This is a genomic window from Thalassospira sp. GB04J01, from assembly GCF_000751115.1.
Taxonomy (GTDB): Bacteria; Pseudomonadota; Alphaproteobacteria; order Rhodospirillales; family Thalassospiraceae; genus Thalassospira; species Thalassospira lucentensis.
In genome coordinates, this window is record NZ_CCDX020000008.1 from 342,837 (window position 1) to 367,622 (window position 24,786).

The window sequence follows — 24,786 nt, forward strand, 5'->3', positions numbered from 1 at the left end:
AAGGGTGTCGGAACCGTCCCCACCATCAGGCTGTCATTCCGCACCAGCCACGACCGTATCGTCACCCGCACCGGCATTGACCAGATCACTGCCCGCGCCATCGGAAATCACATCGTTGCCTGCACCAGCATCAATCAAATCGATGCCATCGCCACCATCAATGGTATCCGCACCGTCACCGGTCGAAATGGTATCGTCGGCACTGCTGCCCGTGATGGTGTCATCGCCCGAACCGGTTACCAGATTTTCAAATCCGGAAATAACGTCCGAACCGGTTTCGCTACTGTTGGCCGTACCATCGGCAAGATTGATCGCAATGTCGCTTTGGACATCGGACATATCAAGCGTATCGGTGCCATCGCCACCCGAAAGGGTGTCATTACCCGCATCGCCAACAACGGTATCGTTGCCTGCACCGGCATTTACAACGTCGTCACCGGCACCACCATTGAGGTGATCATTGCCATCGCCGCCGTCGATGCTGTCATTGCCCGCATTGGTCCAGACCGTGTCATCGCCCGTTCCGGCATCAACTGTCACATCGCCATAGGAATGATTTTCGCTGGTCAGATCGACAACGTCATCGCCATCGCCTGCATTGATGACTTCAACATCAATGATCGACGGGCCTGCTGTGCCGTTTTCATGATCACGATCAAGAATGATGGCGTCATCGCCGCTGGTGCCAACCAGTGTATCGGTATCCGCACCACCATCATAAACATCGTCGCTGAGGCCAAGCCCCTCAAGGTCGGCAACATCGCCGGTACCACTAACGCCCGGGCTCCCGACATGGTCGGTACTGTCACCAGCCTGACCGGTGCTGTCGGCACCAAATTGCAGAACATCGTCACCCGCACCGCCGTCAAGGGTATCACTGCCTGAACCACCGCTCAGCGTATCGCCGCCGTCGCCGCCTTCAAGCGTGTCATCACCTTCACCGCCGCCGAGTGTATCGCCACCATCACCACCGGTAACGGTATCGTCGCCATCACCGCCATCGATGGTGTCGTCACCATCACCACCCGGCAGGCTGTCATTGCCGCCGGTCGGGATATTCTCCACACCTTCGAAGTCATCCGGGCCAAGGTCAGCAACCGACACACCCGAAAGTGTCACCGTGCCACCAGACGGCAAAGTAATCACCGCGCCGTCCGGGCCATCAGACAACATCGCCTGCAAGTCGGTCCAAGTCGTAACACCGCTGTCTGGCAATGAAATGCTGTCTTCGCCAATGGTGAAGTCCGTGACCAGATCATCATCAACGCCATCGTCAAAGACAAAGCTGTCCGTGCCCGTCCCACCGGTCAGGGTGTCATCGCCAACACCGGCATTGATCGTATCGGCACCAGCGCCGCCATCAACCTGATCGTTCCCGGCACCACCCAACAGGATGTCGGAGCCCGCACCGCCGTCGATGACGTCATCACCAGCACCGCCGTCAACCGTATCGTCGCCCGTTCCCGCAGCAATTTCGTTGGCCGCATCCGAACCGGTAATGACATCAGCACCATCCGAACCGATAACATTTTCAAAACCGGAAATGGTATCGTCACCGGTTTCAAGGCTGCTTGCAGTACCCGCTGCCAGATCGACATCGGCACCATCCGCACCCGCCATATCAAGGGTATCAGTCCCATCGCCACCGGCCAGCGTATCATCACCGGCACCGGCCAGAACCGTATCGTCGCCATCACCCGCAGTGATTGTATCGTCGCCAGCACCGCCATCAAGGACGTCGTTTCCGGCACCGCCATCGATTTCGTTTACACCGTCCGAACCAGTGATGGTGTCATCACCTGCTGAACCGGTTACGTTTTCGATATTGCTGATCGTATCGGAGCCAAAGGCATCTGACTGTGCAGTACCGGCATCAAGATCAACCGTCACACCATCGGCATCCGACAGATCCAGAAGGTCCGTGCCATCGCCACCATCAAGGATGTCGTTACCAAGGCTGCCTTCGATCACGTCATCGCCCGCACCGGCATTTACAACGTCATCACCCGCACCGTCATGGATCGCATCGTTGCCATCACCGGCGTTGATTTCATCATCGCCTGCACCGGTCCAGACCGTGTCATCGCCAGTTCCGGCATTCACCGTCACATCGCCATATTCATGGGTCTGGCTGGTCAGATCGACAAGGTCATCACCCGCACCAGTATCAATAACTTCGACATCACGGATGGTCGGATTTTCCGAACCATTTTCATGATCGCCATCCAGGATGATCGCGTCACCGCCTGCCGTCCCGACAAGGGTATCGATGCCGTCACCGCCGTCGAATTCATCGTCACTCAGGCCAAGGCCATCAAGGTCGGCAACATCGCCAGTACCATCAACGCCCGGGCTACCGGCGTGATCGGTGCTGTCGCCCGACTGACCGGTCCGGTCTGCTTCGAACTGAAGAACATCGTCGCCATCACCACCCGACAGGGTGTCTGTACCGTCGCCACCGCTCAGGGTGTCGTTGCCGCCACCACCGTCAACCGTATCATTGCCATCGCCACCATCGACCGTGTCATTCCCGCTGCCACCGCCAACGCTATCGTCGCCTGCACCGCCACCGACAGAATCATCACCGTCGCCGCCATCAATCGTATCGTTGCCGTCGCCACCGCCCAGCGTATCATCGCCCGGTGTGCCGATATTTTCGATGCCTTCAAAGTGGCTTGGAGTCAGATCATCAACCGCCACCCCGGCAAGGGTCACCGTACCACCAGAAGGCAGTGTGATAACCGCGCCATCCGGTCCATCCGACAGAAGAGGCTGCAAATCGGTCCAGGCTGAAATGCCCAGATCGGGCAGAGAAATCACATCGCTGCCAAGGTCAAAATCACTAACCAGATCGGCGTCATCACCGTCTTCGAAGACGAAAGTATCGCTGCCGCTGCCACCTGAAAGCGTATCATTGCCATCGCCTGCGATCAGTCGGTCATCACCCTCACCCCCGGTCAGGATATCGTCACCGGCACCGCCATCAATGGTGTCATCACCTGCACCGCCGTTAATGCGGTTGGCATCATCCGACCCGGTCAGGGTATCGTCATCATCAGACCCGATAATGTTTTCGAAATTGGCGACCGTGTCTGTACCGGTATTGGCACCACTTGCCGTGCCTGCGGCCAGATCAACCGTCACACCACCGGTGGTGTTGCCCAGATCAAGGGTATCGGTGCCATCCCCACCATCAAGGTCGTCATTGCCTGCGTCCAGCGTGACCGTGTCATCGCCTGCACCGGCATCAATCGTATTATCGCCAGCCGATCCGGTGATGTCATCATCGCCGTCCGTCGCAATGACATTTTCAAACCCGTCGATGCTGTCGGTCCCGGTTGCGTCGCTGCTTGCCGTACCTTCGGCCAGATTGATGGTCGCGCCATCGGCGCCAGAAAGATCAAGCGTATCGGAACCATCACCACCAGTCAGGATATCGTCGCCAGCCCCGGCCATGATCGTGTCATTGCCAGCCCCGCCGTCAAGAGTGTCTGACCCTTCGCCGCCATCAAGGATGTCGTCATCCGCGCCACCGTCGATGACATCGGCACCGGCACCGCCATGGATGTTATCGGCACCATCACCGCCCGAAATGACGTCATCGCCGTCATTCGACCAGATCGTATCATCCCCGGCACCACCATCAATGGTGACATCGCCATAAGAATGGGTTTCGCTGGTCAGGTCGACAACGTCATTGCCCGCACCCGCATCGATATTTTCGATATCAACAATCGACGGATTGGAAGCACCACCACCGGCATGATCCCGGTCCAGAATGATGGCATCATCGCCGTCGCCCGCGACCAGTGTGTCATTGCCGTCACCGCCGACAAAGCTGTCATCTGACAGGTTCTTGCCGGAAATATCGGCGACGTCGCTAGTTCCATCCGTTGTCGGGCTGCCGACATGGTCGGTGGTGTCGCCATCGGCCGCAACACGGTCGCCTTCGAACGACAGAACATCATCCCCGGCACCGCCATCAATAAGGTCGGCCCCGTCGCCACCGGCAAGGGTATCATTGCCGGCACCGCCCAAAAGGCTGTCATCCCCGGCACCGCCCGCAAGGACGTTATCGCCGACCGAGCCGGTCAGCGTGTCATCCCCGGAACCACCAGTCGCACCTTCGATCCCGTCAAGGGTATCGGTGCCATCGGTCGCGATGCCTGTGCCGTTTTCAAGATCAACAACAACGCCGTCGGTCTGATCGGAATAATCAACCACATCATCGCCGTCACCGCCCACCAGCGTGTCATTGCCGGCACCACCAGAAAGCGTATCGTTCCCGGCACCGCCATCAAGGACATTGTCTATGTCATCACCGGCAATGGTGTCGTCATGGTCCGACCCGATCACGGTTTCAAAACCGTCAATCACGTCATTGCCAGCACCACCGGTCGTGGTACCATTGGCCAGATCAACAGTCACACCTTCGTCGGCATCGGCATAAGACAGAACGTCTTCGCCTTCGCCACCGATCAGGGTGTCATCACCACCGTTACCAAGGATCGTGTCATTGCCGTCGCCACCATCAAGGATGTTGGCATTTTCATCACCGATCAGGACATCATCGCCATCGCCACCGGTAACGTTTTCAATGCTTTCAAGGGTATCGTTGCCCGCTTCACCGGTCGCAGTACCTGCGCCCAGATCAACTATAACCCCTTCGGTCGTGTCGGAATAATCGGCCGTGTCATTTCCATCGCCGCCGCGCAGGGTATCGTCGCCCGCACCACCGATCAGCGTGTCATTGCCTTCATCGCCGTAAATATCATCATCGCCCGCCTGACCATCGATAATGTCATCGCTTTCAAGGGCGTGGATTTCGTCACTGATCTGGCTGCCGATGATATTGTCTTCGAACTCGGTGCCAATGATCACTTCATAGCCAAAGAAGTTGCCAGGCCCAAGATCGTCAACCGACACACCTTCAAGTGTGATGCTTTCGCCGTCCGCCAGCGTAATGACCGCATTGCCATTTGCATCATCAGCCATCTGATCACGCAAGGTGGCATAATCTTCGATGCCATAGGACGACAGATCAATCGTGTCTTGTGTCACATCAAAGTCGGTCGCGGTGTCATTACCACCGCCCGACTTCAGGACAATCAAATCTTCGCCGTCGCCAGTGATGATCACATCATCGCCCGCACCACCAAACAGCGTATCGTTGCCCGACCCACCATCAAGGGTATTAACCCCGTCACTGCCAACCAGCGTATCGGCATAATCGGTGCCGATGACACGTTCAAAGTTCCGAACGATGTCATTCCCGCCGCCACCCGACGCATACTGGTTCACAAGGTCAACCGTGACACCTGCGTCAAGGTTGGAATAGTCAACGGTGTCGATGTCATTCTCGCTATCGCCACCATCAAGGATGTCGTCGCCGGTATCGCCGTAAACCCAGTCACTGCCAGCGCCCGCCTCGACGATGTCATCACCTTCGCCACCAGAAAGTGTATCGTTACCTTCTTCACCAAGAAGGACATCATTTCCGGCACCACCATCAAGGATGTCATTACCTGCACCACCGGCGATTTCGTCGTCACCCGTTCCGGCATCAACAATGTCGTCGCCCTGGCCTGCATTGATTGCATCATTGCCCGCACCAGACGAGATCGTGTTGTTCCCGGCATTGCCGGTAATTTTGTCATTGAAGTCAGAACCAACGACATTTTCAATGTTGGTAAGGGTGTCCGTGCCCTCACCCGTTGCCGTTCCGGTCGAAAGATTGACGTCAACCGCATCGGTCGCGTTGCTGTAATCAACGGTGTCGGATCCATCGCCACCATCCAGCACGTCATCGCCACCACCGCCGACCATGGCGTCATCACCGTCAAGCCCGCTCAGCGTGTTGTTTTCGTCATTCCCAATCAGGGTATCGTCATGAAGGGTGCCGGTGATGTTTTCGATGCTATCAAGCGTATCGTCACCATCACCACCCGTCACAGTTCCGGTTGCAAGGTCGGCTGTGATACCGGCACTTTCGGTCGAATAGTCTGCGGTATCGTTGCCTTCACCACCCGAAAGGACATCTGATCCGGCATTGCCGCTTAGCGTATCGTCGCCGGCATCGCCAGAAAGGGTATCATTCCCGTCGCCACCCATAAGATGGTCGTTGCCGTCGCCACCTGAAACGGTGTCATCACCATCAAGCGCATCAATGACGTCATTGCCCGCACCACCGGCAATGTCATCGGCATCACTTGTGCCAAGCTGAATGACACCAGTGAAATTATCTTCACCAAGCTGGTCAGCGCTAACACCCTCAAGCGTAATGCTGTCGCCACTATCAAATGCAATGGTCAAATTGCCGTCAGCGTCGGAGCCGAACATATGCTCAAGGCTGCCGTAGCCAGCAATCTTAAATGGCGTCAGGTCAATGACGTCATTGTTGACATCAAAATCAGTGATCGTGTCGTGGCCATCGCCCGGATTAAAGATGACCTGATCGGCACCCGTGCCAAGTGTTAGGGTATCATCACCTGCACCCGCATCGAACGTATCGTCGCCAGCACCACCGATAAAGGTATCGTTATTAGCGCCACCCACAAAGGTATCGTCATAGCTCGATCCTTCGATGACTTCGATACCATCAAGGGTGTCTGTACCAGTTGAGTCACCGCTAACCGTGTTGTTCGTCGTGTCGACCGTAACCGCGGCATCTGAGTCGGCATAGCTGGCGCGGTCAATACCGTCACCACCAACCAGCACGTCATCGCCCGCACCCGACATTAGAGTATCGTTGCCGACCCCACCGTCAATGGTATCGCTTCCTTCGCCACCGCTAAGTGTATCGTCGCCTGCACCACCAAGCAGAACGTCATCACCGCCGCGACCATCAATTACGTCATTGCCCGCATTACCGGCCAGGGTGTTTACACCACTGTCACCGCTCAGCGTATCATTGCCTGCAGAACCATCAATATTTTCGAAATTCGCAATGGTGTCGTTCCCATCGCCACTGACCGTGCTGGTTTCAAGATCTGCGCGCACGCCGTTGGCATCAGCAAAGCTAAGGGTGTCTTCGCCGTCACCGCCATCAAGCGTATCATTTCCGGCACCTCCGGCAACGTAATCATCACCCGAGCCTGCAAGAATTGTCTCGGCACCGCTGCCGCCGACGATGGTGTCGTTATGATCGGTCGCGATGATCTGCTCGACGCCGCTTATGGTATCGGTACCAATGCCCTCGCCGGTCGCAGTATTGTTCGCAAGATCGATATCAAGACCCGATTGCGCATCGCTGTAATCCAGCGTGTCGGAACCTTCACCACCGACATAGGTGTCATCGCCCAACTCACCGACGAAGCTATCATCGCCAGCACCACCGCTTAGAACATCGTTCCCTGCACCACCGGTAATGAAGTCGTTGCCATCGCCGCCATCAAGACGGTTATCGGCATCATCCCCGGTGATGGTGTCGTCATGCTCCGAACCGGTGACATTTTCAAATCCGGAAACGGTGTCAGTGCCATCAGCGCCAGTCGCAGTACCGTTCGCAAGATCAATATTCTGAGCACCATTGGCGTTGGAATAATCAAGCGTATCGGTGCCGTCGCCGCCCGCAAGGGTGTCATCCCCCTCACCGCCGGAAATCACGTCATCGCCAGCACGCCCATCAAGGGTGTCATCGCCTGCGCCACCGCGAAGTGTATTGGTACCAGACGAACCGGAAATCACGTCATCGGCATCCGAACCGGTAACGTTTTCAATGCTATTTAGAACATCCGTGCCTGCGGCCTTATCGACACTGCCAATATCAAGGTCGACATCAACACCGGCTTGGCTGTTGCTGTAATCGACGGTATCAGCACCTTCGCCACCTTCAATGACATCGTCACCGGCACTAACGTTAAAGGTGTCATCGCCACCGCCACCCAGCATGGTATTATCGGCATCCGAACCGGTGATGTTGTCACCAAGAGTACTGCCGATAACATTTTCAACATTGAGAACCGTGTCGCCGGTCGTATCGTCTGTTTCACCCGTGGCAAGATTGATTTCAACCGCATCGCTCGCATTGGCGTAATCGACAGTATCAATGCCATCGCCACCATCAATCAGATCTGCACCGGCGCCGCCAACAAGGCTGTCATTCCCAGCACCGCCTAACAGCGTATCATTACCCGCACCGCCCGAAATCAGGTCATCACCGTCTCCGCCATCAAGAACGTTGGCCAATTGGTTCCCGGAAATGCTGTCATTAAAATCACTACCTGTCAGATTTTCAACGTTCAAAATCTGATCGTTGCCCATCCCCGAAACAGTGCCAAGCGCAAGATCAGCATCAACTGCACCACTCGCGTCGCTGTAATCAACTGTATCGCGACCCGATCCACCCGAAATCACATCATCGCCTTCGGTGGCAATCAGGATATCGTCACCCGCACCGGCGCGAAGTTCGTTGTCGCCAGCATCGCCTTTAAGGGTATCGGAATGGTTTGAACCGATAACATTTTCGATATCGCTGAGGGTATCGTTGCCTGCACCACCGGTTGCCGTCTGTTCAGACAGATCAACATTTACACCGCTGGTGGACGACGAATAACTGGCAGTATCTTCGCCATCGCCACCGATAAGTGTATCGTCACCATCCAGACCAGACAGAACGTCGTCACCAGCACCACCATCCAGAACGTTGTCGCCATTACTCCCGCTCAGGCTGTCATTCCCGGCACCCGCAACCACATTTTCAACATTACGTAACGTATCGTTGCCAGATGTCGCCGACACGTTCCCTGTTTTCAGGTCAACCGTTACGTCGTCTGTTTCATCACTGTAATCAGCGGTATCTATGCCATCACCGCCATCAAGAACGTCGTTCCCGTCCCCGCCGATCAGCGTATCGTCACCGGCACCACCCTGAAGAAGATCACTATCCTCAAGACCGTAAAGCGTGTCGTTGCCGTCCAGACCAGACAAGGTGTCCTCGCCATTGGTCCCATACAACGTGTCGTCACCCGATGTGCCAACGATGTCGCGTACGCCAATGAAGTTGTCTGCCGAGATGTCGTCAATACCGACACCTTTAAGAACCATGCTGGTGTCGTCACCGAAATCGATGACAAGATCACCATTTTCGTTTTCCGACATCATCTCATAGAGCTGGCCATAACTTTCGACCGGCAATTCGGTTACATCAATCTTGTCGGACGACGCACTGAAATCCGTGACCGTATCATTGCCATCTCCGATCGCGATTTTGTAAACATCAGCACCCGAACCACCGCTCAGGGTATCATCACCGGCACCGCCGCGGATCGTATCACTACCACTTCCGGCATTGATAACATTCACCCCGTCGTCGCCCGTAATGTCGTCAGCACCAGCGGAACCAATGACATTCTCGACACCACTCAGGGTATCTGTGCCGCTTTCGCTGGTTGCTGTACCCTCGGCAAGATTGATCGTAACCGGTTCGCTTGCGCTATAATCGACAGTATCTGTGCCATCGCCGCCTTCGATGATGTCATTCCCGGCACCACCAAGAAGTGTGTCGTCACCAGCACCGCCGTCTATCGAGTCATCACCCGCACCGCCAGAAATGACATTGCGACCATCATCACCGATCAAGGTATCGTTGTAATCCGACCCGGCAATATCCTCAATATTGGAAAGCGTATCATTGCCAGCTGCACCAGATGCATTTCCCGCAACAAGATCAACGGTTACCCCACCTTCTGCATCGCTGTAATCAGCAAGGTCCGTTCCGCTGCCACCCGCAAGAGTGTCATCGCCTGCACCACCAGAAAGGGTGTCATCACCGGCACCGCCGTCAATCAGGTCATTACCCCCACCACCGGCAAGGTCGTCACCACCAGCACCACCCCAGATGGTGTTGGACTGATCATCACCCGAAATGATATCGCGCTGCTCCGAACCGATGACATCTTCGATATTACTTAGGGTATCGGTTTCGCCACCATTAACCGAACCGGTACCGGCAGCAAGGTCAACTGTAACGCCAGTGGTCGCGCTGTAATCAACCGCATCTTGACCATCTCCACCATCAAGGATATCGCTGCCGTCGCCGCCCGACAGGGTGTCATCGCCAGCACCACCAAAGACAGTATCATCACCGTCGCCTGCCGAAATGGTGTCATTGCCACCAAGACCGTCAATAATTTCGTCAAAGCCGGTGCCATTGATGACGTCGTCACCTTCGGTCGCACCAAGCGTTTCAAGGTCGACAAAATTGCCAACTGTCAGTTCTTCCGGCGAAACGCCTTCCAGGGTAAGGATCTGATCGTTGATCGTAATGACAGCATTACCATCATCGTCAATGCCGATCTTGTTCTGAAGGGCTTCCCAATTTGGAATACCAAAGCTGGAAAGATCAATTTTGTCTTCTGACGGATCAAAGTCCGTAACTTTGTCTTCGCCAGAAGTTTGATTAAACACAAAGGTATCCGCGCCAGCGCCACCAGTCAGAACATCTTGACCGGCACCACCGTCAATCGTGTCGTCGCCAGCACCACCAGAAAGGGTGTTTTTGGCAGCTGATCCGCGCAGAACATCGTCGTGATCAGAACCAATGGCATTCTCGATCTCGCCAAGGGTGTCGTTCCCATCTGCACCAGTTGCGGTACCATTGCCAAGATCAACCGAAACACTGCCCGCAGCATCGCTGTAATCGACTGTATCCCAACCAGTGCCACCCAACAGGGTATCGTCGCCTTCACCACCGATCAGCGTATCATTCCCGCCACCGCCTTTAAGCGTGTTGACCTGATCATCACCTGACAGAATGTCGTCGTAGCCCGATCCAGTAACATTTTCAAAATTACTGAGGGTGTCAGTATCTGTACCGTTAGTTCCGGTTCCAGCCTCAAGATCGACAGTAACGCCTTTGGTTTCGCCCTGATAGGAAACGGTATCCTGACCATCGCCGCCATCAAGGGTATCAGACCCCGTACCGCCGTTAATCACGTCATTATCAGCACCGCCGTCAATAACGTCGTTACCCGACCCACCGCTGATGGCATCTTTTCCATCACCACCGGAAATCGTATCATTGCCAGCACCACCAAAGACGGTATCGTCACCACCCTTGGCGTCGATCACGTCACTGCGGTTGGTTCCGGTCAGGTCGTCTCTTGCCTCTGTACCATCCAGTGACCGGATGCCGACAAAGTTCTTATAGGTCAGGCTATCAGGATCAACACCCTCAAGCGTGATAACCGCATCACCGATGGTGATCGTGGCATTACCGGCTTCGTCTTCGCCGATGAAATCAACGATATCGCCAAACAGCTCAAGATCTTCAATTCCCTGGATATCGATCACATCATTGGCTGGATCAAAATCGGTAATCAGGTCATTTCCGCTATCAGCACTGACAACAAAGGTGTCATCGCCCGCACCACCCGAAAGAGTATCATCACCGCCACGTCCATCAATCGTGTCATCCCCGGCACCGGCTAAAAGGATGTCATTGCCTGAGCTACCCAGCATGGTATCGTTAAAGGCTGAGCCTTCTACCTGCTCAAACCCGGAAATTTGGTCAACAAAGTTGCTGCCCGTTACAGTACCTGCCTCAAGATCAACTGTGACACCCGGAGTATCGCTGCCAGACGAATAGCTCAATGTGTCCGAGCCGTCGCCACCGATCAGTGTATCGTCGCCCGTGCTGCCAAATACCGTGTCGTCACCAGCACCGGTATCAATCAGGTTGTCTTGTGAATCGCCGCGAACAACGTCATTGCCGTCACCGGTCAGGACGTTTTCCATGCCCGACAGGCTATCACTGCCATCGCCTGTTGCCGTACCTTGTGAAAGGTCGACATTCATGTCACCCGATACATCGCGATAGTCAGCAGTATCAACACCATCACCACCGACCAGTGTATCGTCACCAGCACCACCTGACAGCGTATCATCGCCGCCAAGCCCCATCAGGATGTTATTGCCGTCATCACCCGTAATTGTATCGGCATTCGTCGAGCCACGGACATTTTCAAAATTGCTAATGCTGGACGTGCCGCTATCGGTGATAGCCGTGCCGTTTGCCAGGTTTACATTCAAGCCGGTCTGGGAGTTGAAACTGACGGTATCGTTGCCTTCTCCGCCATCAAGCGTATCGCTTCCGCCACCGCCATCAACTAGGTCATCGCCAGCACCAGCATTGAAATTATTATCGTCCCCGGTCCCCAACAACTGATCGTTACCAGCGCCGGTAATAATATTTTCAATGCCTGAGACGTTATCAGTTTCACCTTTGGTGCTGTCTGAAACAACGCCCGTGCCAAGATTGACTTTCAGCCCACCTTCCCGCGCACTCAGATCCAGCGTATCGGTACCTTCGCCACCGATATAGACGTCATTACCATCTTCCCCGACAAACAGGTCGTCGCCCGCACCGCCGTCAAGCGTATCATTGCCGCCACGCCCGACAATGGTGTCATTGCCATCGCCACCGCGCAGCACGTTGGTGCCACTGTCGCCATATAGTTCGTCGTCATCGTTCGACCCGATGACGTTTTCGATGCGATCGAGGATGTCATTGCCATCGGCACCGCTTGCCGTACCGGCCTCAAGGTCAACCGTGACACTGCCATCCGCACCGGAATAATCAACGGCATCAACACCTTCCTGACCGCGCAGGGTATCATTGCCTGCACCACCCGAAACTGTATCATCGCCATAGCCGCCCGACACGACGTCATCGCCGGCACCACCGCCAAGGGTGTCATTCCCGCCATAACCATAAATCGCGTCATTGCCGTCCGTGCCGTCCCCGGCATCGTCGCCTTCGGTTTCAAAGATGCGGCCAAAACCACGGAATTGGTCCGCAACAAGGCTGTCGCTGGTGACTCCTTCAAGGGTCAGAACACCCTGATCACCAAAATCAATAACCGTATTGCCATTGCCGTCGTCACTCATCATTGACTGGAGCATGGCAAAATCCTGAATGCCAAGCTGCGACAGATCGATGATGTCTTCGGAACCAGTAAAATCAGTAATCGTGTCGTTGCCGAAATTCTCGGTCAGTTCGAAATCATCTTTGCCCGAACCACCGGTCAGGATGTCATCACCCGCCCCGCCAGTCAGGGTATCAACACCGGCACCGCCGTCGAGCACGTTATCGCTATCGTCGCCGGTAATGTGATCGTCATGATCAGAACCAACGACATTTTCAACCATCTGCACGATGTCGTTGCCCGCACCGCCGGTCGCAGTATTTTGCGAAAGATCAACAGTTACCGCGCCGGCTGCGTCGCTGTAGCTGGCTGTGTCAACACCATCACCGCCCTGGATGTGGTCATTGCCAGCACCGCCGCGCAGGAAATCATTGCCCGAACCGCCCTGCATGACATCGTCGCCAGCACCACCCACCAGAAGGTCATCACCCTGACCACCCTGCATGACGTCATCATCGGCACCGCCATACAGGCTGTCATTGCCGTCACCGCCCTGAAGCAAATCCTTGCCGTCTTCACCGCGCAGGACATCATCGCCAAGACCGCCCTGAAGGACGTCATCGCCGCTATTGCCATCAAGGCTGTCATCACCGCCGCCGCCCTGAAGCGTATCATCCCCGGCACCACCGCCCAGAATGTCGGCATTTTCCGTCCCTTGAACGACGTCTTTGCCAGATGTCGGGGTGTTATCATAAATGTTTGAACTGTCTTCGCCGTCGGCAGTATCGGTTACGTCAGTCTCGGTATCGGTATCAGCTTCACCCTCGGCACCTTCACCGGTTTCTGCTTCATCCGTTTCAGACTCACTTTCGGTCCCAGTGTCATCTGAACTAGTGTCGTCGTCCCCCGATACATCCTCACCAGACGCGTCATCGCCTTCACCAGCATCGCCAGTTTCGGTTTCTTCTGTTTCAGTGTCGCCGCCGTCAGCGCCATCTGTCTCAGAGCCGTCTGCTTCGTCGGTTTCGCCAGTTTCAGCTTCACCGGATTCAGCTTCACCAGTTTCGGACTCATCGGATTCCTGACCGCCTTGCGCACCAGCTTCAAGACCGGGGGTCGTGTTGTCCTGTTCCGTCTGACCGGCTTCGTCGCCGCTTTCGTCGGTTGTCTCTTCTGGTTCTTCGTCCGAACCGTCATCAACACCGGCGCCAGAAGTATCATCACCGGCACTTTCGTCACCGGTTTCGGTATCATCTTCGTCGTCCGCGCCGGTTTCATCTTCGGCTATGGTATCAGACGCGTCATCGCCTGCGGCCTCGTCCTCAGACTCACCACCATCCGTCGTTTCGCCGTCGGTCGCACCGGAATCGCCCGCACTGCCCGACCCGGTATCTGTGTCGTTCTCACCCTCGGAACCAGTGTCAGTGTCAGAGTCAGTGTCGCCATCGGCACCATCGCCGGAGTCACTGCCATCCGTTTCGCCAGAATTCAGCGTATCATCGCCACCCGAACCGGATGTTTCGTCTGATCCACTGTCCCCTGTCGTACCTTCACCGGTTGAACCTTCTTCTTCGGACACAGTACCAGTCTCATTGGCATCGTCGTCGCCCTCTGAAGCATCGGTGGTATCACTACCTGTTGAACCACCGGTATTCTCTGTTTCGTCACCTGATCCGTTTTCCGTACCTGTGTCGGAATCGGTGTCGGGACCGGAATCGCCCGACGTACCGGTGTCACTGTCACTGGAATCACTACCACTGGCGTCATCGTCGCTGGTTTCGCCGCCGCCAGATTGCGTTTCGTCGCCATCTGAACTGTCGGTCGAATCATCTTCTTGCGACTCACCTGACGCGCCATCACTACCATCGGCAGCACCTGTTTCAGCACCGCTCTCGGTCTCGTTGGTTTCCGTGTTGTCCCCGGAGTCCCCAGAAGCGCTGTCATTGGTTTCGCCGACTGTCGTGTCGCCGGATCCGGTTTCATCGCCATCGCCGGAAGCAGCATCATCACCAGACGTATCGTCAGACGAATTGCCCGACGTCTCGTCGCTGGCATCAGCGTCGGCAATGGTTTCGGCTGCACCGCTGTCCATATCAACATGGACGCCCTGCTCGGCATCGCTGTAATCAAGCGTATTTTCGCCCGAACCACCGTTAATCACATCGCTGCCATCACTGGCGGCAAATGTGTCATCCCCGGCACCACCCGACAGGCTGTTGTCACCATCATCGCCGCGCAGGACATCATTGCCCGATGTGCCACGCAGATTTTCAATATCGCTAAATTCGACGCGATTCGCACCTGAGACATCTGTCGCCCGGCCTTGCGCGATATCGGCATCCATGCCATCGGCGGCCCTGTCAAGCGACAGGGTATCTTCGCCGTCACCGCCGACAACAGTGTCCGCACCACCGCCAGACGAGATCACATCGTCGCCAGACGTTCCGGCAATCGTGTCGTCACCTGCTGTGCCGTCAATGACATTGGTGTCTTCGTCGGCCGCACCTGTGGCCCCGCCATCTTCATTGGTCGAACCGCTGGAAACCGAAACATCGGAAATCTGCGGGGCTGCCACCAGCGAAACATTGGCAAGATCGGCCTTGCTGACACCTTGCAGAACCAAAACATCACCGGTCGCAAAGGTGATAACGGTATTACCCGCACCATCATCGACAGCAAGTGACATCAAATCATTAGCGTTATTCACACCAAGATCGGTCAGCGCCAGTTCGTCTTCGTCTATGGAGAAATCGGTAATTGTGGTTTTCGCAAAACCACTTTCGAGCACAAAGGTATCACGCCCGGCACCACCGGTAACTTCATCTTCGCCCTCGCCCGGCTCAAGAATGTCGTTACCGTCACCGCCAACCAGCGTGTTGTCTTGTGAATCACCCACCAGAACATCGTCATAGGCCGTGCCGATGACGTTCTGAACATTGGTGAAAACCTGATTTGCAGAAGAAGGGGTGTTGCCCTCGCCCTGTGCGGAAGCCCCGGAATCAGAATTGCCCGCGCTGGAATTGTCTTCCGCGCGGTCATCCAGGACCTGTTCGATATCTGTATCGGTGAGACCGACACCATCATCTTGATTGGCGGGCGAGGCCAAGACACGTACTCCCTACTTGGGAATTATGATTACCAAAACCACCCAGAAACTCAGGCAGCAAATTTATATACAGTAGTATAGATTAGAATAAACTATCCAGCAACCGCATATACGCAGCAGAATCTAATTAAGTTAGGTTTTTTCATATTTCAGAGGAATTTGGAAGATGAATCCATGACCTGTCAGAATCTGTCAGGTTGTATAGTGCGGATATTCCACGCCGCATGGGTTCCGCATGCTTTATTGTTCGCGGAATGCGCGATCAAAGCTGGTGGTGATCGGCGAAAACAGGTACGCGAGAATCGTCCGTGCCCCGGTCACGATCTCCAACTGGGCGGGCATACCCGGCGACAGGATCATGCCTTCATGCTCGGCAAGACTGTCGGCATCAATCTCAATCATTGCCTGAAAATAAGACCGGCCTTCGGCATCGGTAAGACGATCGGGCGACACATCAGTGACCGTTCCCTTGACCGGCGCAAACCAGCGCTGACTAAAGGCGGTGACACGGATATTCACGCCAAGTCCGGTCGAAACCACATCGATATCATTGGGCGAAACACGCGCTTCAATCACCAGTCGATCGTCAAGCGGGACAATTTCAAGCACCTTAGCACCGGGCGGAACAACACCGCCGACCGTAGTGAACTGCATATTGGTCACCGTGCCGTGGCGCGGCGCCTTGATGTCGGACCGTATCAGGATATCCTCGGCCGACCGAAGACGTTCATTCAGATCGGAAATCTCGCTCTGGATATCGCGAAGCTCGGTATTGATGGTTTGCAAATTATCGCGCATCAATTGCGACTGGCTGGCCTTGACCTGCTGAATTTGCTGCTCGATTCGCGCAACATCTGCCGAGAACCGCCCGATATTTCCAAGCGTCTCAACCAACCGGCTTTCAAGCTGTAACAACCGGGTACGCCGGGCATAGCCAAGATCCACCATCGGCTTAACCATGGCGAGCTCTTCCTTGACGATCCCGACCTGTTGCTCGGCGGCGGTCTTTTGCTCGCGCGTGGCGACAATTTCGCGGCGCAGCTCCTTGATCCGCTCGTCATAAAGCGCAAGCTCACCGGCAAAGGCGCTTCGCCGGCTGTCAAACAGGGTTCTTTGCGCATCCGTGATCGAAAAATAGCGCGGGTCTTCAAGTGGGGCCGGGAACACCAGACGATCCTGATTGCCACGTTCGGCAACCAAACGGGTCTGCGTCGCCAGCGCATTGAGATAGCGGTTATTAAGCAAGTCAAAGCTTGCCCGTGCGCGCGTATCATCCAGACTGATAAGCACGTCACCGGCCTTCACCCGTGCGCCGTTGCGCACCAGAATGTCACGAATGATCCCGCCTTCAAGATGCTGAACACTTTGCCGCCCGGAAAAGGGTGCGACCACCCCACTTGCCGTTGCCGCCGAATTAACCTGTGCGGTTGCCGCCCACAGCAAAACCGACCCAAACCCAAGGATCAGGATCAAAAGCCCGATCCGCACCAACGGTTTCACATCGGTATCAAGTTCACGCGCAGTTGGCAGTTCCACTCCGGCCATCAAGCCCCACCACGTCGACGTTGTGCCGATCCTTCAACCACACGCAATTGCGGCCGTGCGCCGCGCGGACGAGCCGGTGGCGTGTCAACGGGTTGTTCGATCGCACGTCGCGGTCGCTTGGCATCGCGCTTGGCGGCTTCACGTTCGGCATCTTCGCGGAATTGACGCATCCGACTGGCGGCGGCTTCACGCGCGGCCATGACCGCTTGCGCGTCTGCCTTTTTGCGCTCGGCGGCTGTCAGTTGCACCTGCTCACGCACGGTGCGTTTGGTACTCAATGGTTTCTGCTTTGGCGGCTCTGCCTCGGCGGTTTTTGCCGCCGGGCGTTTTGCCATGGCCGGCCTTGACGCCACAGGTGACTTTGGTTTTTCCGATGCGGTTCTGGATGTCGGCGACGGCGATTTGGACGCCGCGACATCTGCTTGTTTTTCCGCGACCGGACGCATGGTCATCATTGTGCCACCCGGTGTTGGCTGAGGCGCCATTTTGGGTTTGGCAATCCCGGCTGCTTGTTTTGCCGCCTCTGCCCGCGCGGATCCACCTGTCGCACCATCCGATCCAAAATCGGCAATTTCGGGCATTGTAACGTCGGGTTTCACCGCCGCAGGATGGGATGGGGCAGCACTGTTTTTTTCAACAATCGGACGCGGCGCATCTGGATTGGGCACTGCGATTTGTTTTGGCGTAATGCGCATCTGTCCGTCTGCTGGCGCAGGCTGTCTGGATGCCACGGGGGGAACGGCCCCTGAATTGCCTGATATTTCCGGCATTTCCGGCGCAGCCGATGCTGGAATTGGCGTTCGGCCGGGTACAGGCACAACTTTAATCTGCCCATCCGCAAGGGCAAGGATCGCATCCGCACGGCTTAGAATTTCGCGCTCATGACTGACGATAAAGGTGGTAATGCCGTTGCGGCGCAGAACATCCATCAGATCGCCAATATGGGCCACCCCATTGTCATCAAGGGCCGTCGTCGGCTCGTCAAGCAACAGCATGCGCGGTCGGGCAAACAGGGCCGCGGCAAGGGCAATCAATTGTCGCTGCCCACCCGAAAGGTTCCGCCCACCGCGATCTACCCGCGTTTCATATCCGTCCTGAAGGTCGAGGATAAACTGATGCGCCCCGGCAAGCTCGGCAGCCTGAATGATATCGCGCATGTCCGCTTTGCCCAGCCGGGCAATGTTTTCGGCAATCGTCCCGGGAAACAGGAACGGGTTCTGCGACAGATACCCGATCTGCGTGCCGATATCGCCACGTTCAATCCGCGATGCTTCAACCTCGTCAAGCTTGACCGATCCCGATCCGGGCAACCAGATACCCATAATCAGCTTTAAGAGTGCTGTCTTGCCCACCCCGTTAAAGCCGGCAATCGAAATGATCTGACCCGGTCCTGCCTTAAACGAAAATCCCTTAAACAGGACATTGCGGCTGTTGGGCGGCGCAAAAACAAGCCGATCCACCGTCACCGCCATGCCGCGACCGCGTGGCAAAGGGGCCGGAATGGTCGGCTTTTTATCGAGCAAAATCTTATTAAGGCGATCAAACGAACTGCGTGCTGAGTTCCAGCTGCGCCACGCCGAAACCGCCCCGTCAAATGGGGCAAGCCCGCGCATCCCAAGGATCATGGAGGCCACCATAATCCCGATTGTGATGCTTTCGGACAAAACCAGATAAGCCCCAACCCCGATAAAGCACACCTGCATCGCGAGGCGAATGAAATGCGACAATGTGGTCGATGTGCCAACCCGGCGGCTTGCCTGTCCTTCCCAATAAAGCGAGTCGGATTGATCCGCCTGCCACCGCTGGCGCGCCGATGGCGTCATACCCATGGCTTCCATCGCCTCGGCATTGCGCACATAGGTTTCTTCCTGCGCGATGCCACGGTTCTGGCTTTCTTCTGATCGGTCGACGGAAATCTTCGATGCAGCTTCGTTGACAATCGCAATCACGATCAACAACACCGCCCCGCCACAGGCCACCATGCCCAAACGGTAATCGAAAACAAACACCACGCCGATATAAACAGGCGCCCACAGGAAATCGATCAGGGCAAAGGGACCACTCCCGGTCAGGAACCCCCGCAATCCATACAAATCGCGCAACGGGCGCTGACGCATGGGTGTTCCGCGTGCAGATTGCTGCACCACATGGGCAAACAGATCCCCACCCAGACGCAGATCAAGGGCCGTACCGACCCGGATCAAAACCCGTGATCGCAATTGCTCCATAGAGGCAATGAACACAAGAACAAGCCCGATGCCGACGGTCAGAAGGGCCAGCGTATCGACACTGCGGCTTGAAAGCACACGGTCAAACACCTGCATGGAATAGATCGGAATAACCATGTTGAGCAGGTTGATCACCATGCTAAATCCGCCCACGAGCGCAATCGACCGCCAGAACATGCGTTCCAGCGGGGTCCGATCCCCTTCGCGTCCCGCATCCGCTTTGCGGTTTGGCCGGATTTTATCCAACAGGCCCATGATGTCCTTCCGGTTCACTTGCCACTTTCATCAGTCATAGCACGCACGGCAATGGTCCCACGCAGGAGTGCTGCGACGGGTACCCTATCCAATTGCATACTCCCACTATTCTAGGTGAATATATAAGGATGCGTTAACAAATAGCCGCAAAACCCTTCATTTCATTAGGTTATGCGTCAATAAAATTACTCTGACCCATGCGATATCGGCCCCCAAGGACCGATCAGGCGACCCATCATGTCCCGAGTCTCAAATTCCGGCTTCGGAGTCTCATCGCCTTGGCGTGACCAATCGACGTTGCATTTTCAAAGCACACCCGATCACTTTATCCATCGCCTCCCTTGCCCCTAAGCCCCCAACGCCACACCTTATTTATATGGCACTTCAACACGCAACAGCGCCACTTTGCATCAGTCAGGCCCTCTCAAAGCGCCCCGCTCCTTGATCACAATAAACCATCGCAAACAGTGAAAGCCCCCATGCCCGAGGAAAACTCACCACTTCCTGCTTTTATCCAGCGCTTTCTGGCCATCCATCCGGGTGGCGCATCCCACGCGGGGGCGCTTCTGGTCTGCATGATCGGGGTTCTGACAGGATGCGCATGGATGCTTGGCGGCTTTACCATGATTGTCTCAGCCGCACTTGCGGTTGCGATGATGCTGCTTTTCTCACCCATGGTGTCACCCGAATTTGTCATGAAGCTCCTGCGCGCCAAACCTCTTGATCCGCACTTCTACGAAGCAACCCATGAAATGGTTGGGCTTCTGTGTGATCGCGCCGGGCTTGCCAAACGGCCCAAGCTGTTTGTCCTGCCGGGCAAAGGTGTCAATGCCATCACCACCGGCACGGACAAGGGCACCAGCATTGCCATTTCAAACGACGCCCTGCATGGCCTGTCACCGCGTCAGATGCGTGCCATGCTGGCCCATGAAATCGCCCATGCATGGCACGGCGATACGCGCATTTTGTTGATCACCGATGTGATCTATCGCGCGACATGGACGGTTGCGATTTTCGGTTTGGCACTGGCGTTGTTTGGCAACTTCAATCCACCGGGCTGGATGATTATTCTGTTTGGCATCGTCCCGACCATCAGCTTCCTGTTGCAACGTGCGGTCATCCGCAATCGGGAATTTGCCGCCGATCACGGTGCCAGTGACCTTCTCAATGGCCCCGAAGACATGATTGATGCCCTGCTCCATATTGATCAGATCAACAAAAAACGCCTGGGCCTTATCCCCTATCGCAGCACCCAACCGCCCAGCATACTCGATACCCACCCCAGCATCCGCGCCCGGGTGAATGGGTTGCGCGCCCTAAAGCCCGGCACATGGCAAAAATTCTTTGAAAGCCGGCGCATGCCCGGATCATAATCATCCATGTCGCTTCAACCCGATCCCCAAAACAGTACCGATCTTGGCCCCTGTCCGATCTGTGGCCGCCCGATGCATGCCGGGCCAACGATTGACCGCCATCACTGGACACCCAAATCACAGGGCGGAACAGAAACCCAATGGCTGCACCGGGTTTGTCATCGCATGATCCACCGGCTGTTTGACGAGGCCACCCTTGCCCGTGATTTTGATCAACCCGAAAAGCTGACACGCCATCCCGACATGATCAAATTCATCAAATGGGTGCGCAAAAAGCCCGCAGACTACATCGACTGGCCTGAAAACAGCGGGCGATATGGTCGCAAACGGTCAAACCGGCGCTAAAGCCCATTTTTATCGGGACTGTTACCCCATCCCGGATATGTTTATCATTTACGCAAACAGGTCAGATCATTACTAGGGTCGAAACACCTGCATGCGACCAACCGGGGAAAACCAATGCCAAGTGCCGATATGCTCAATGACCTGATACCGGTCTTTGTCACCCTGTTCGTCATCATTGACCCGCTGGGGCTGGTGCCGGTTTTCATCGTGCTGACACAGGGTACCAGTGCCGCCCACCGCAGGCGCATGGCGATCCGCGCCTGCCTCACCAGCTTTTTCATTCTCGCGGCCTTCGCACTGATTGGCGAAGGATTACTCGGCATCTTTGGCATCCACATGCCCGCCTTTCGCATCGCAGGCGGCACGCTTCTTTTCTTGATCGCGCTTGAAATGCTGTTTGAAAAACGCAGCCAGAAACGCAACGAGCGGGCCGAACAGGTTCATCAGGAACTTGAAGACGACCACGACGGTGACAAGACAAAACCCAAAGCCGTTACAAAATCAAAAACAGATCAAACCATCCCCGACGACGAAGCCGACGATGTGTCGATCTTCCCGATGTCGATCCCGTTCCTGTCGGGTCCGGGCTCCATCGCATCGGTGATGCTGTTGATGGGTAAATTCGAAGATAACGTCGCCATGCAGGCCAGCGTCATTGGCGTTGTCGCCGTGGTAATGCTGATTGCCTTCGTCTTCTTCATGCTGTCAAACGTGGTCGCCAAACGCCTCAGCCCGACAGTTGCCACAGTGGTTTCCCGCCTGCTCGGCATGATCTTGGCCGCCCTTGCGGTACAATTCATCATCGACGGGATCAAGCAGGCGTTTTTCTGATTAATTAGCACCAACAGAAAAGCCAACTCAGTCAAACCGGGGCCGAGCATCTGTCACCACGACAAGTCTTTTTGCATCCAGCACTGGCGGTTATTGCGCCATCCAGACATACCCGCCATAGGCCGCCAGCATCACCACACCAACACCCCGGCCAATAACCGCGCGGCGCAACAGCAAGGTCAGGATCAGTGACACGGAAATCAGGATCGGCAAATCAAATGTCAGGAATCGGCTGGCAACCGGGATTGGTGCAACCACCGCCGTCAGGCCAAGAATACCCAATATGTTGAAAATGTTCGACCCAACGATATTACCAATCGCGATCTCCGATTGTTTACGCAGGGCTGCAATCAGTGATGTTGCCAGTTCGGGTAAGGAGGTCCCGACCGCGACAATCGTCAACCCGATGAAGGCTTCAGACATGCCAAAAGTCCGCGCAATCGTGACCGCCCCATCAACGAGAAAACGCGCCCCGAACATCAGCAGGATCAACCCGCCCAAAACCCAGACAAGAGAAACCCACACATTCGGCGCAGCTCCCGGAAGGTCGGCATTTCCCTGCCCGGCCGGAACATTCCGCGACTGGCGATAGGCCACAACTAGATACGTAATCAGCGCAGCAAACAACACGACGCCGGCACTCCGCCCCAATTGTCCCAGCGTAAACACCGGCACCAGAATGATGGCCGCGGCCATCATCACCGCCGTATCGCGTTTCAGCGTCCCGCCGGAAACCGCGATGGGCCAGACCAGTGCAGAAACACCGACAATCAGCAGGACATTTGCGATGTTCGATCCGATAACATTGCCCAGCGCAATATCGGGAACGCCACGTAACGCCGCATTAACTGACACCAGAAGCTCCGGCGTTGACGTGCCGAACCCGACAACCGTCAACCCGATCAGAAGCGATGACATCGATAAGCGCTGTGCAACGCCAACACTGCCGCGTACCAGTGCCTCACCGCCAAAAAACAACCCTGCCAACCCGCCAAGCAACATTAGATATTCCACAGTCAATGCTCCTGCTTTGATCAAGCGCGGGATATGTACGCCCACGCTAATGTTTACAAGCGATACCGTTCACACACCCGCCAATGCGGTCAGTTCATCATGCAGTGCCTTGGGGATCGTCACACCGCTTGCGCGACTACGTTCACGCGCCTCAAACCGGCGCTGGGATGGCAGGCGGGCACCCTGTTCAATAATCCGCTCAAACAGTTCCTCCGCATGATCAAGATGCTTTTGCGCATCCGCGCCCAGGAAGGTTTCCGGGGAAAAGGCGATGATGATTTCGCCGTGATGCGGATTGCCCGGCGTATCCTCGGTTGCCGCATGGGTTTCATGGCCCAGCACATCACCGATCAACGGCCCGGCCAGAAGGCCAATCATGGTCGACAATGCCGATCCCTTATGCCCGCCAAAGGTCAGCATCGCACCGGCAAGGGCTTCTGCCGGATCGGTGGTCGGCGCACCTGTCTGGTCAACCGCCCATCCTTCGGGGATGGTTTTGCCCGCCCGTCGGCGCAGTTCAATGTCACCACGCGCAATCACGCTGGTCGCAAAATCAAACGTATAAGGCGTCGTGCCCGGACGTGGCCAAGAAAAGGCAATCGGATTGGTTCCCAAAAGCGGTTTGGACCCGCCGGCGGGTGCGACAAAGGCATGGGTTGGTGTCATGGCAATGCCGACCAGCCCGTGTGCTGAAATCTGCTCGACCTCTGGCCAGAGTGCGGAGAAATGGAAACTGTTATTGATCGCCAGCACCGAAACACCGCAATGGCGCGATTTTTCAATTAAGTAAGGCAAGCCCTTCTCGAACGAAAGAAGCGAGCATCCCTTATGGGCATTGACCCGTGTGATCGCAGGCGCCTGATCCATGATTTCCGGTTCGGCATGGGTATCAAGTCCGCCATTGCGTGCGGCCTGCACACAGCCAATCAACCGATACAGACCATGCGAGTGGCATTCATCGGTTTGCGCAGCCACAACACTGCGCATGATTGCCGCGGCGTGATCATGGCTAAAACCGTTCCCTTCAAGCACAGCAAGACTAAGTCTTTCTGCCTGTTCGACTGTTAAAGTGACCGCATCGCTCATGGGGCATTCCATTTCATAGAGTCAGGGTGAAGTAACTTGTATTTACAAGTATGTAACATCCGAAAGGCACTGCACCAAGGCACAAGGACGGAAGCCGATGATACACTGCTCATATCCTGCGCACCGGGCAAAACGCT

8 protein-coding genes are annotated in these 24,786 nt (G+C 55.8%); 3 read left to right on the plus strand and 5 right to left on the minus strand.

Annotated features, from left to right (window positions below; translation table 11 throughout):
- Window positions 1–33: 33 nt before the first annotated feature.
- The 3 genes from AMM48_RS06705 to AMM48_RS06715 all read right to left on the minus strand — a co-directional run bounded on the left by AMM48_RS06705 (window position 34) and on the right by AMM48_RS06715 (window position 20,000).
- Window positions 34–15,972, minus strand: coding sequence for a hypothetical protein (locus tag AMM48_RS06705; protein WP_102783424.1), 15,939 nt, complete (start codon window positions 15,970–15,972; stop codon window positions 34–36).
- 240 nt (window positions 15,973–16,212) lie between these two features.
- Entirely contained in the window at window positions 16,213–17,517 is a 1,305-nt protein-coding gene (locus AMM48_RS06710) for an HlyD family type I secretion periplasmic adaptor subunit (RefSeq protein WP_022730874.1), read from the minus strand.
- Window positions 17,517–20,000, minus strand: a complete 2,484-nt coding sequence (locus tag AMM48_RS06715; protein WP_102783425.1) for a type I secretion system permease/ATPase — start codon at window positions 19,998–20,000, stop codon at window positions 17,517–17,519. Before AMM48_RS06715 ends, AMM48_RS06710 begins: the two co-directional genes overlap by 1 nt.
- A 479-nt stretch (window positions 20,001–20,479) precedes the next feature.
- Between AMM48_RS06715 and AMM48_RS06720 the strand changes: the two genes are divergently transcribed.
- From AMM48_RS06720 to AMM48_RS06730, 3 genes are all read left to right on the plus strand, one after another.
- Window positions 20,480–21,373, plus strand: a complete 894-nt coding sequence (locus tag AMM48_RS06720) for a M48 family metalloprotease (RefSeq protein WP_102783426.1) — start codon at window positions 20,480–20,482, stop codon at window positions 21,371–21,373.
- A 6-nt stretch (window positions 21,374–21,379) separates the two neighbouring features.
- Window positions 21,380–21,718, plus strand: a complete 339-nt coding sequence (locus AMM48_RS06725) for an HNH endonuclease (RefSeq protein WP_146030388.1) — start codon at window positions 21,380–21,382, stop codon at window positions 21,716–21,718.
- Between the two features lie 114 nt (window positions 21,719–21,832).
- Complete coding sequence (locus tag AMM48_RS06730) at window positions 21,833–22,549, plus strand: MarC family protein (RefSeq protein WP_022730870.1); 717 nt, start codon at window positions 21,833–21,835, stop codon at window positions 22,547–22,549.
- 90 nt (window positions 22,550–22,639) lie between these two features.
- Here AMM48_RS06730 and AMM48_RS06735 read toward each other — a convergent pair whose 3' ends face one another.
- Window positions 22,640–23,563: a calcium/sodium antiporter gene (locus AMM48_RS06735; RefSeq protein WP_102783427.1), complete on the minus strand. Its 924-nt coding sequence runs from the start codon at window positions 23,561–23,563 to the stop codon at window positions 22,640–22,642.
- A gap of 69 nt (window positions 23,564–23,632) precedes the next feature.
- On the minus strand, window positions 23,633–24,649 hold the full coding sequence (locus AMM48_RS06740; RefSeq protein ID WP_102783428.1) for an Ldh family oxidoreductase: 1,017 nt from the start codon (window positions 24,647–24,649) through the stop codon (window positions 23,633–23,635).
- Between the last annotated feature and the right edge of the window lie 137 nt (window positions 24,650–24,786).

Coding starts and splice junctions, on each gene's coding strand:
- AMM48_RS06720 (WP_102783426.1), top strand. CDS start 20,480: ATGCCCGAGGAAAACTCACCACTTCCTGCTTTTATCCAGCGCTTTCTG.
- AMM48_RS06725 (WP_146030388.1), top strand. CDS start 21,380: ATGTCGCTTCAACCCGATCCCCAAAACAGTACCGATCTTGGCCCCTGT.
- AMM48_RS06715 (WP_102783425.1), bottom strand. CDS start 20,000: ATGGGCCTGTTGGATAAAATCCGGCCAAACCGCAAAGCGGATGCGGGA.
- AMM48_RS06710 (WP_022730874.1), bottom strand. CDS start 17,517: ATGGCCGGAGTGGAACTGCCAACTGCGCGTGAACTTGATACCGATGTG.
- AMM48_RS06730 (WP_022730870.1), top strand. CDS start 21,833: ATGCCAAGTGCCGATATGCTCAATGACCTGATACCGGTCTTTGTCACC.
- AMM48_RS06740 (WP_102783428.1), bottom strand. CDS start 24,649: ATGAGCGATGCGGTCACTTTAACAGTCGAACAGGCAGAAAGACTTAGT.